The organism is Rhodoblastus sp. (assembly GCF_041915505.1).
GTDB lineage: Bacteria > Pseudomonadota > Alphaproteobacteria > Rhizobiales > Beijerinckiaceae > Rhodoblastus.
Genome location: NZ_JAYSBG010000105.1, coordinates 1 through 10,296 on the forward strand (window position 1 = coordinate 1; position 10,296 = coordinate 10,296).

Sequence of the window (10,296 nt, forward strand, 5' to 3'; positions counted from 1 at the left end):
CAAATCCTCGCGTCGATGCGCCGGAACAGCGCCGCAGCGCGATTTCTCTGCGCGCGCCGCTATGGTAAACATCGGTCAGGCCGATTCATAATCGAAAGCGTCCTGCGCGCAACTCCGACCTGGTCCCGGGGCGAATGAACAGCAATTTCGGTAAAGGTTTCGGCCGCTCGGGCAAAGGCAAGGCGACAGCGCGGCGTCAGAGCCCGGAACTGGCGCGCAATGACGCGCTCGCTCATCCCGGCCTCGCCACGCGCGTCGCCGCCGCCGCGATTCTCTCCGACATCGTGCAGGGCGGCCATACGCTCGACGAAAAATTTTCAGCCGAGGCCGCGCCCTCGCGCCTCGTCGGCCTCGACGAGCGCGACCGCGGACTGGCGCGGTCGATCGTGACCGTCGCGCTCCGCCGCCTCGGGACGATCCGGCTGGCGCTGAGCCAATTGGTCGAAAAGGGCCTGCCGCGCACGTGCGGCGCGCTGGAATGGGATCTGATCGCCGGCGCGGCGCAAGTCCTGTTTCTCGACATCCCGGATCACGCCGCGGTCGATCTCGCCGTGCGCGCGGCGCGGCTCGACGCGCGCAGCGCGCCCTTCGCCAATCTGGTCAATGGCGTGCTGCGCAATCTGATTCGCCGGCGCGATGAATTCCTCGCCCAGTCCGATCCGCTCGAAGACGATATTCCGCATTGGCTCTCCGCCCGCTGGCGCCGGATCTATGGCGAGGAGCGCGCGCAGCGAATCGCGGCGGCCTTCGGCGACGAGCCGACGCTCGACCTGACCGTCAAGGCGGATGCCGAAAGCTGGGCGGAACGGCTCGGCGGCCGGTTGCTGCCGACCGGCTCGATCCGGCTCGACAGCCATGCCCCGATCCCCGAACTGCCGGGCTATGGCGAGGGCGCGTGGTGGGTGCAGGACGCGGCGGCGGCTCTGCCCGCCCGCATTCTCGGCGTTAAGCCCGGCCAGCGCGTGCTCGATCTCTGCGCCGCGCCCGGCGGCAAGACCGCCCAGCTCGCCGCCGCCGGGGCGCGCGTCATCGCGCTCGACCGCTCCGCCGAACGGCTGAAATCGCTGTCCGCCAATCTCGCCCGGCTCAAGCTCGAAGCCACCATAGCGGTAGGCGACGCCGCCGCCTTCAAGGCCGAGCCGTTCGACGCCATATTGGTCGACGCCCCCTGTTCGGCGACCGGCACCGCGCGGCGCTCGCCCGACGTGCTGTGGACGAAAAAGCCCGGCGATATCGCCGCTCTCGCCGCCATACAGGCCAAAATCCTCGACCGCGCCTTCAGCCTGCTCAAGCCGGGCGGCGTGCTGGTCTATTGCGTCTGTTCGCTGGAGCCCGAGGAAGGCGAGGCGCAGATCGCCGCGCTGCTGCGGCGCGATCCGGACGCCGCGCGCGAGCCGATCGATCCGGCCGCCTTAGGCCTGCCGGCCGAGGCCGCGAACGCCGATGGCGATCTCCGCCTGCTGCCCTTCCTGTTCCCGCATGACGATCCGCGCCAGCGCGGCCTCGACGGTTTCTTCATCGCACGTCTGAAACGTCTGTCTTAGCCGTTCATTAACCATGATCGGCGAATGTCGGCGCCAAGCCGGCGGCAAGGCCGAGCCGGCGTCCGGACCCCGCCGCATGGGTCCGTCGCATGGGAGTGTGGACCGCCCTTGACGATTTCGCGCGCCCCGCCTCTCGCCGAACGTCTCATCCTGCTCCGCCTCGTCATCGCCCGCGGCGCCTCGAAATTGCGCGCCGCCGTGAAAATTCCGCTGGCGGCGATCGAGGAATGGCGCCGCCACCCGCCCGAGCGCCTGCTCATCGCGCCGCAGGACATCCGCACCGGCGATCCGACCGCCGCCGCCGACATCTACGCCGGCTATTTCGCCTTCGCCGGCAAGATCGTGAACGCCCACGGCCAGTCGCCCTTCACTTTGCCGCCGCCTTCGCGGGAATGGGCGCGCAAATTGTGCGGCTTCGGCTGGCTCCGCCATATGAGGGCGGCGGATACGGCGCTGGCGCGCGCCAATGCGCGATCGCTGGTCAAGGAATTCCTGGCGCTGCACGGCAAGCCCTCCACCCATCCCGCCTGGGAGCCCGCGGTCGCCGCCCGCCGCACCCTGTCCTGGCTGAGCCAGTCGCCGATGCTGCTGGAAGGCGTCGAGCATCAGGACTATCGGCGCTTCCTGCGCGTGCTCGCGCGGGGCTATTGGCTGCTGCGCCGCCAGTGCGGCGACAGCCTCCCCGGCGAGACCCAATTGGCCAGCGCCGTCGCCATGACCGCCTATGCGCTCTGCGTCCAGGGCGGCGTCCCCCTGCTGAAGCGCGCCGTCGCGGTCCTGAACGATCAATTGACGCGGCAGATCCTGCCGGATGGCGGCGCAATCGGCCGCAATCCGCAGGCCTTGCTCGATCTTCTGTTCGATCTGCTGCCGCTGCGTCAGGCCTTTGCGGCGCGCGGCCTTTCGCCGCCGCGCGAATTGCTCAAGGCCATCGACCGGATGAGCCCGGCGCTGCGCCTGTTCCGGCACCCCGACGGCGCGCTCGCTTTGTTCAACGGCATGGGCGTCACCGCGCCCGACGGCATAGCGATCGCGCTCTCCTATGAGCACGAGCATGGCCAGCCGGTCTTCAATGCGCGCTATTCCGGCTATCAGCGGCTCGAAGCCGGCGAGTCCGTCGTCATTCTCGACGCCGGGCGCCCGCCGCCCGCCTCCAGTTCGCGGCGCGCCCATGCCGGCTGCCTGTCGTTCGAATTCTCGCACGGCCCGGACCGGATCGTGGTCAATTGCGGCAGCCCCGGGCCGCAGCGGGAAGATCTTCGCGAAACCGCGCGTCTGACCGCCGCGCATTCCACCCTGACGCTCGACGACGCCTCCTCCTGCCTGTTCGCCGCCCAGATCGGCGCGCCGCGCTGGCTCGGCAATGAAATCCTTGCCGGACCGCGCCATGTCCCGACCATGCGCGAGGATAATGCGCAGGGATCGATGGTTCTGTCGTCGCATGACGGCTATGCCCGCCGCTTCGGGCTGATCCATGAAAGGCGCTGGTTTCTGCAAGGCGACGGCGGACGGCTGCAGGGTCGCGATTGCCTGATCCGGGCGGGCGGCGCCAATGCGCCCAACGCCAATTACGCCGTCCGTTTCCACATCCACCCCGCGACCACGCTGACCCAGATCTGGGACGGCGCCGGCGTGCTGCTCGAAACGCCGGGCGGCGCGCGGCTGGTGTTCGAGGCCGGCGGCCTGCCGCTCGCCATCGAGGAAAGCATTTTCCTCGCCGCGCCGGAGGGGCCGCGCGCCTGCGAGCAGATCGTGGTCTATGGCGCCTCCGCCGATATCGCCGAGATCGACTGGTCCTTCGCGGTCCAGCGCTCGGATTCCTTCCCGCCGACGCCGCGCGCGTAATATCATGGCCCCTTTCGGGGCCGCTGGTATAATTTCCTTCGCTTTCGCGGCGCGGGACGCATTTTCGTTCCCCCGGAAACATGCTAAGCGCGGCCCGAGCCTTTGCCGCCGCTTTCCCGGCGCGCGGCCCCGCCGCCGTCGGCGCCACAGATGAGTAAGCCCATGTCAGACAAACGCGCCATCAAACGTGCGCTGCTTTCCGTTTCCGACAAGACCGGTCTGGTCGATTTCGCCCGCGCGCTCGCCCAGCGCGGGGTCGCGCTGATTTCGACCGGCGGCACCCGCAAGGCGATCGCCGACGCCGGCGTTCCGGTGCTCGATGTCGCCGACGTCACCGGCTTTCCCGAAATGATGGACGGCCGCGTCAAGACCCTGCATCCCAAGGTCCATGGCGGCTTGCTGGCGATCCGCGAAAACCCCGAGCACGAAGCCGCCATGCTCGCTCACGGCATCGAGCCGATCGACCTTTTGGTCGTCAATCTCTATCCGTTCGAGGCGACTGTCGCGAAGGGCGCCGGCTGGGACGAGACCATCGAAAACATCGACATCGGCGGCCCGGCCATGATCCGCGCCGCCGCCAAGAACCATGAAGACGTCGCCGTGGTGGTTGATGTCGCCGATTACCAGGCGGTGCTGGACGCGATGGACGCGCAGGGCGGCGGCGCCGATCTCGCCTTGCGCAAGAAACTGGCGCAAAAGGCCTATGCCCGCACCGCCGCCTATGACGCCGCCATTTCCAACTGGCTGGCGCAGGCGATCGGCGTCGAGGCCCCGGATTATCGCGCCGTCGGCGGCAAATTGTCCGAGCCGATGCGTTATGGCGAAAACCCGCATCAAAAAGCCGGCTTCTATCTGACCGGCGAGAACCGGCTGGGCGTTTCCACCGCGCGGCAGGTTCAGGGCAAGCAGCTCTCCTATAACAATGTCAACGACACCGACGCCGCCTTCGAATTGGCGGCGGAATTCGACCCCGCGCGCACGGCGGCGGTCGCGATCATCAAACACGCCAATCCTTGCGGCGTCGCCGAGGGCGCGACGCTGAAGGACGCCTATTTGCGCGCCCAGGCTTGCGATCCCGTCTCGGCCTTCGGCGGCATTGTCGCGCTCAACCGCAAGCTCGACGCCGAGGCGGCGGCCGAAATCGTCAAGATTTTCACCGAAGTCATCATCGCGCCTGACGCCGACGAAGAGGCGATCGCTCTGGTCGCAGCCAAGAAGAACCTGCGCCTGCTGCTCACCGGCGGGTTGCCGGACCCGCGCGCGCCCGGCCTCGCCGTGCGCTCGGTCTCCGGCGGCCTGCTGTTTCAGTCGCGCGACAATGCGGTGGTCGACGACATGCCGCTGAAAGTGGTGACCAAACGCGCCCCGACGCCGCAGGAGCTGGCCGATCTCAAATTCGCCTTCCGCGTCGCCAAACACGTCAAGTCCAACGCCATTGTCTACGCCAAGCACGGCGCGACGGTCGGCGTCGGCGCGGGCCAGATGAGCCGCGTCGATTCCTCGCGCATCGCCGCCTGGAAAGCCGCCGAAGCCGCCAAGGCGGCAGGCTCCGCGGAAAGCTGGGCCAAGGGATCGGTGGTCGCCTCCGACGCCTTCTTCCCCTTCGCCGACGGCCTGCTCGCGGCGGCCGAGGCGGGCGCCACCGCCGTCATCCAGCCCGGCGGCTCGATGCGCGACGATGAGGTGATCAAGGCCGCCGACGAGGCTGGCCTCGCCATGGTGCTGACAGGCTTCCGCCACTTCCGGCATTGAAACGAAAAATCGGCGGCGTTCCCGGGAACCCCGCCGATTTTCTTCGTGAAACGGAATGAATTACACGCCTTGCGGCGTCACGCCTCGGCCGCGCAAATAAAGGCTCTGTCCGGCAAGCTGCGCGAGATTGACCTCCGGGCGCGCGCCGAAATGCTGGATGATTTCGCTCGCGGCCAACGCCCCGAGCCGCGCGCAGGCGTCGAGCGCCTCGCCGCGCGTATAGGCGGCCAGGAATCCCGCCGCGAACAAATCGCCCGCCCCGGTGGTGTCGACCAGCGTGTCGATCGGCGCGGCCGGAACCTCCCAGGTCTCGGCGCCCTTGATGACGACGGCGCCCTTTTCGGACCGCGTCACAGCCGCCAGCACGTTTTCCTGCCGCAAGGCCGCGACAGCGGTGTCGAAATCCGCCGTCTCGTAGAGCGCGTGAAGCTCGGATTCATTGGCGAACAGAATATCGACGATCCCGTCGCGCATCAGGCCGAGGAACTCCTTCTGATGGCGGTCGACACAGAACACGTCCGACAGCGTCAGCGCGACCTCGCGTCGCGCTTCATGCGCAATCCGGGAGGCCTCGACAAAGGCTTCCTTGGCCGCCGGCGGGTCCCACAAATAGCCTTCGAGATAGAGGATCTTCGCCGCGGCGAGATCGGCGGCGTCAAGATCGGCGCAGGTCAGGTTCTGGCAGGCGCCGAGAAAGGTGTTCATAGTGCGCTGGCCGTCCGGCGTCACCAGAACGAGGCAGCGCGCCGTCGAGGGGCCGCCTTCGGCCGGCGGTGTGGCGAAATGCACGCCGACCGAGCGGATGTCATGGGCGAAGGCGCGGCCGGCCTCGTCGGAAGCGACCTTGCCGACAAAGGCGCCCAGGCCGCCGAAGCTCGACAGGCCCGCAATGGTGTTCGCCGCCGAGCCGCCGGATGTGATGGTGGTCGCGCCCATCGCATCGTAAAGCCATTGCGCTTGCGCCTCGTCGACCAGTTGCATCGCGCCCTTGCGGAGCTTCGCCTTGACGAGAAACTCCTCGTCAACCGGCGCGATGACGTCGACAATGGCGTTGCCGAGACCAAGAACGTCAAATCGATGGGTGGACATAGCGGCCCTTTCAAATGGATTTCGCGCCTCTTGCCCGCGCGCCGGCCCGGGGTCAAGTTCGTTCTATCGTCAGTCTTAAATCCGCCGTCGCAAGCGCACATAAAGCGCGCCCGCGCCGCCATGGGTCCGCGTCGCCTCCTCGACCGAGAGCACGATGGCGCGCAGTTCCGGCGCCCGCAGCCAATGCGGGGCGTTGCGTCGCAACACGCCGCGCTCGGCGGCGTGAACGTGATCGTCGGAGGGCGGGCCGCCCTTGCCAGTGATGACCAGCACCAGTTTCGCGCCATTTTCGGCCGAACGCCAGAGGAAGCCGTTCAAGGCGCGATGCGCCTGGGCCTGGGTCAGGCCATGTAGGTCGAGGACGTCGTCAACCTGGGCTTTACCCGAGGACAGACGGCGCTTGAGCCGGCGCTCGATCGGCGCCAGCGGCGCGAGGCTGGCCGGTTTCGGTTTCGGCGGCTCGATCTCCGGTTGCGGCGCAAGGCGCGCGAGGGACGGCATCTTCTCGACGGAAGGTTCGGGCGCGTCTGCGGCCGCTGACGGCGCGGAAGGTTCGTGATCCCGACGTTTTTTCCTGTCGCGCTTGTCGACATCCGCGGTGGCGTGGCGCCACAACGCCAATTCCTCGCGCGAGAGCAGCCGAAGACGCAGGGGGCGCCTGATATCGCCGCCGCCCTTCATCCGCGCCTCGCGCGTCGCTTTTCGGGGTCAGTCCAGCGGCAAGAGCACATAGAACCTGCCATGGTGCCGAATTTCGGACGCTCGCTCGCCGACGACGTCGCCGAGGCCGAAATAGATGTCGGCGCGCGCCGGCCCTACGATAGCGGAACCGGTGTCCTGCGCAATCACGACACGCTGGAACGGCGTCGGCTCGGGGCCGCGCCAGGGCATTTGCGCATCGATGAAAAAGGGCAGCCCGTAGGGCCAGATCCGGGAATCGATGGCGACCGAGCGATAGGGGGTCAGCGGCGCGCCGCTCCCGCCCTGAGGCTGCCGATCCGGCTGGGCGTCGAAACGCGCCTCGAAAAAGACGAAGGAGCGGTTGAGCCGCAGCAGTTCGTCACCGGCCTGGCCGCGCGCCAGCCCGTTGCGCCTGATCCAGTCCGTCAGGCGACGCATAGTCATTTCCGCCGGCGTGGCGACGCCGCGCTGGACCAGCACCTTCGCTAAAGCGGTATAGGGCTGCCCGTTGCGGCCGGCGAAGCTGAGATGGAGGATGCGGCCGTCCGGGAGGCGAACGCGCGCCGAGCCCTGCACCTGGGCCAGAAAGAGATCGACATTGTCGCGCAGGTAAACCAGCGTCTTGACGCCGGGCGCCTTGTCCAGCGCGCCATCCTCGATGGCGGCCCGATCCGGAAAAGGCGTTAGCGCGCCATTGGCGCCTTTTCGCGCCGCGGTGAGGTCGGCGAGGGCGCCGATTCTTTGCGCGCTCGAAAGCGTCACGACGTCGGGCGGCAGGCCATAGACCGGGGTCGGGAATTCCCTGCTGCGAACCAGCGATCCGGGAATTTCGGGCTGATAATAACCGGTGAAAAAGGCGTCGCCGGCCTGGTCGCCGGAGACGAGAAAAGCCCGAAAACGCCGCGTGAAAAAAGCGCGGGGGTTTGCGGCCCCCTCGCCCCGGCGCGCGGCGGCGCAGACCCGGGCCTGCGCCGCACGATCGAAGCCGTCGACAGGCAACGAACTTTGTGCCGCCTTGTCGCAAGTCTTGATGAAAGCCTTGAGCGCCTCGTCGAGGCGGTCGTCGGTAAAGCCCGGCAGATCGGCGATGCCGACGGGCGTCAGATGGGGGCGCTGCGCCTGCGCCCAAACGGGGGCAAAAGCCGGGGTGGCGAGGAGTCCCGCCAACGCCATCCGCAGCATGATAAGCGGCGCCAGCGCCCTCATTGGTTCGGCGAGGTGGCCAGCAGCGTCCAGTTGGGACCGGTTGCATCATGCCGTCGGCCGAAGGTCCAGACGTCGATGACATCCGAGGGTTTGGCGGGGTCGCCTTCGACCAATGCGCCATTGCCGTCTCGGGTCGAGGTGATGAACTCGCCGTCGAAACGGACGGAAATCCGGGCGCCGACGCGATCAGCGCTGGCGTCGACGATCTTGACGTCCTTGAAGCCGACGAAACTGGTGTCGAGCGTCTCGCCCTTGGCGGCGCGCTCGGCCAGAGCGGCCTTGAAGCTGCCGAACACATCGTCGCTGGTCAGGGAGCGCAAAGTCGCCTCGTCGCCGCTCGAAAAGGCGTGAACGACCATTTTATAGGCTTCGCGCGCGCCATCGAGAAAGGCGCGCGGGTCGAAATTGGGCTGCGCGCGCGCGACATCGTCCAAGCCCGACCAGACGGGGCCGCCCTGTTCGGCGAATTCCTTCCAGCGCAGATCCGGCTGGGCCGGCGCGGATTCGGGCGGCGCCGAACCCGGCGCGACGCCCTGGCGCGGCGGCTGTTCATAGCCCGTGCGTTCGCCGAGCACGGAACGAAGCTTCCACAGGACGAAAATCGCCAGAAAGGCGAAAATGACTGTGGCCGGATCCAATTGCATTTGGGGCCTCTAGGGACAGCGGAGCGCGCTCGCGCGGCGGATCATTCTTCCCGATGGGTAGCATTGGCGGAACGCGCCAGCAAGCGCGCCGGCGCGGCGCGTCCGCCACGCGGACCTTGTTTTGCCCGGATGTTTCGTGCTAACGGGCGGCGGGTTTGTCCTGCCGGATTGACACGTCGCGCCTGGACCGGGCGTTCGGCGCGATCGCAGCCAAACCAGACGGAGAAATGGCGGTCTGGACCCGTCATTCCGAGCTTTTGCGGGAGACATTCATGACCGATACCAATGGCGGGCAGGCCAGCGCCGCCCCGGCGTTGAACTGCCTGGTTCAATATTGCAAAGACCTTTCCTTCGAAAATCCGAATGCGCCGCGCTCGCTCGGCCCGCAGGACAAAAGCCCGAACATCAATATCCAGGTCAATGTCAACGCCAAGCAGCTGGCGGACCAGGATTTCGAGGTCGAACTCCTGCTTGAGGGCTCGGCCGGCGAGGACGCCAATCTCCTGTTCAAGTTCGAACTGACTTATTCAGGCGTGTTCCGGCTGATCAACATCCCGAACGAGCAGACGCACCCGGTCGTCATGATCGAATGCCCGCGCCTGCTGTTCCCCTTCGCCCGCCAGATCGTCGCCGATTCCGTGCGCAATGGCGGCTTCCCGCCGCTCTATCTCGATCCGATCGATTTCGCCGCGCTCTACGCCCAGCGTCTGCAGCAGGCGCAGGCCGGACAGGCGCCGCAGTTTTCCTGAACCGCCGCTTCGGCGCGACAAGCGATATCGACGAATGGGCGCTTCGAAAGAAGCGCCCGTTTTTTATCGGGCAGGCCACACACAAAGAAAAACCCCGCCGGGCCGGCGGGGTTTTGATGGAGTCGATGGCGTTGAGGCGCGCGGTCAGGCCGCTTCGTCGACGTCGTTTTCCTCAATGGCGGCGACGTCCTCGCCCTTGGTCGCGCGGCGCGGGCTCTTCGAAAGCTGGCTTTCGATCAACTTCAGCGATTCCGCGTCGGCGAGCTTCTGGACGGCCGCGATTTCGCGCGCCATACGGTCGAGCGCGGCCTCGTAAAGCTGGCGCTCGGAATAGGATTGCTCGGGCTGCACGTCGGAACGATAGAGGTCGCGCACCACTTCGGCGATCGCGACGAGATCGCCCGAATTGATCTTGGCCTCATATTCCTGTGCGCGGCGCGACCACATGGTGCGCTTGATGCGCGCGCGGCCGGTCAGCGTGTCGAGCGCCTTGCGGACGACATCGGCCTCGGCGAGCTTCCGCATGCCGACGGCGGCGACCTTGGGGGTCGGAACCTTCAGCGTCATCTTGTCCTTGACGAAGAAAATCACATAGAGCTCGAGCTTGAAGCCGGCGACCTCCTGCTCTTCGACCGCGACGATCTGACCGACGCCATGCGCCGGATAAACGATGAATTCATTGGTCTTGAAGGTGGTCTTGGCCCCGAGGACCTTGCCGGTGGATTTCGTCGTGGACACGGCAACTTTGCTCGGATCGGTGGAACGAGGGGCGGGCGAAGCGGCATT

Annotated in this window: 9 protein-coding genes; 4 read left to right on the forward strand and 5 right to left on the reverse strand. The window is 67.1% G+C overall.

Annotated features, from left to right (window positions below):
• The first annotated feature begins 134 nt into the window (after positions 1-134).
• The 3 genes from ACE3S9_RS08670 to purH all read left to right on the forward strand — a co-directional run bounded on the left by ACE3S9_RS08670 (position 135) and on the right by purH (position 5,141).
• A complete protein-coding gene (locus ACE3S9_RS08670) occupies positions 135-1,544 on the forward strand; it encodes an RsmB/NOP family class I SAM-dependent RNA methyltransferase (RefSeq protein WP_374546045.1) in 1,410 nt (469 codons plus the stop codon).
• A gap of 108 nt (positions 1,545-1,652) precedes the next feature.
• Positions 1,653-3,389: a heparinase II/III family protein gene (locus tag ACE3S9_RS08675; RefSeq protein ID WP_374546046.1), complete on the forward strand. Its 1,737-nt coding sequence runs from the start codon at positions 1,653-1,655 to the stop codon at positions 3,387-3,389.
• Between the two features lie 162 nt (positions 3,390-3,551).
• A complete protein-coding gene (gene purH, locus ACE3S9_RS08680) occupies positions 3,552-5,141 on the forward strand; it encodes a bifunctional phosphoribosylaminoimidazolecarboxamide formyltransferase/IMP cyclohydrolase (RefSeq protein WP_374546047.1) in 1,590 nt (529 codons plus the stop codon).
• 60 nt (positions 5,142-5,201) lie between these two features.
• Here purH and ACE3S9_RS08685 read toward each other — a convergent pair whose 3' ends face one another.
• From ACE3S9_RS08685 to ACE3S9_RS08700, 4 genes are all read right to left on the reverse strand, one after another.
• The gene (locus tag ACE3S9_RS08685; RefSeq protein ID WP_374546048.1) at positions 5,202-6,230 is read right to left on the reverse strand and encodes an adenosine kinase; all 1,029 of its coding nucleotides are present in this window, start codon (positions 6,228-6,230) and stop codon (positions 5,202-5,204) included.
• Between the two features lie 75 nt (positions 6,231-6,305).
• A complete protein-coding gene (locus ACE3S9_RS08690) occupies positions 6,306-6,731 on the reverse strand; it encodes a Smr/MutS family protein (protein WP_374546049.1) in 426 nt (141 codons plus the stop codon).
• 207 nt (positions 6,732-6,938) lie between these two features.
• Entirely contained in the window at positions 6,939-8,093 is a 1,155-nt protein-coding gene (locus ACE3S9_RS08695) for a murein transglycosylase A (protein ID WP_374546050.1), read from the reverse strand.
• 20 nt (positions 8,094-8,113) lie between these two features.
• Complete coding sequence (locus tag ACE3S9_RS08700) at positions 8,114-8,761, reverse strand: Tim44/TimA family putative adaptor protein (RefSeq protein WP_374546051.1); 648 nt, start codon at positions 8,759-8,761, stop codon at positions 8,114-8,116.
• Positions 8,762-9,033: 272 nt separating this feature from the next.
• On the opposite strand from ACE3S9_RS08700, the gene secB reads away from it, so the two are divergent.
• Positions 9,034-9,510, forward strand: coding sequence for a protein-export chaperone SecB (gene secB, locus ACE3S9_RS08705; RefSeq protein WP_374546052.1), 477 nt, complete (start codon positions 9,034-9,036; stop codon positions 9,508-9,510).
• Between the two features lie 144 nt (positions 9,511-9,654).
• Here secB and ACE3S9_RS08710 read toward each other — a convergent pair.
• Positions 9,655-10,296 (reverse strand): CarD family transcriptional regulator (locus ACE3S9_RS08710; RefSeq protein WP_374546053.1); only part of this gene is annotated, 642 nt, incomplete at its 5' end.

Excerpts from the sequence above, each read along its gene's own strand:
- ACE3S9_RS08670 (WP_374546045.1), top strand. The coding sequence starts at position 135 with ATGAACAGCAATTTCGGTAAAGGTTTCGGCCGCTCGGGCAAAGGCAAG.
- purH (WP_374546047.1), top strand. The coding sequence starts at position 3,552 with ATGTCAGACAAACGCGCCATCAAACGTGCGCTGCTTTCCGTTTCCGAC.
- ACE3S9_RS08685 (WP_374546048.1), bottom strand. The coding sequence starts at position 6,230 with ATGTCCACCCATCGATTTGACGTTCTTGGTCTCGGCAACGCCATTGTC.
- ACE3S9_RS08690 (WP_374546049.1), bottom strand. The coding sequence starts at position 6,731 with ATGCCGTCCCTCGCGCGCCTTGCGCCGCAACCGGAGATCGAGCCGCCG.
- ACE3S9_RS08695 (WP_374546050.1), bottom strand. The coding sequence starts at position 8,093 with ATGCTGCGGATGGCGTTGGCGGGACTCCTCGCCACCCCGGCTTTTGCC.
- ACE3S9_RS08700 (WP_374546051.1), bottom strand. The coding sequence starts at position 8,761 with ATGCAATTGGATCCGGCCACAGTCATTTTCGCCTTTCTGGCGATTTTC.
- secB (WP_374546052.1), top strand. The coding sequence starts at position 9,034 with ATGACCGATACCAATGGCGGGCAGGCCAGCGCCGCCCCGGCGTTGAAC.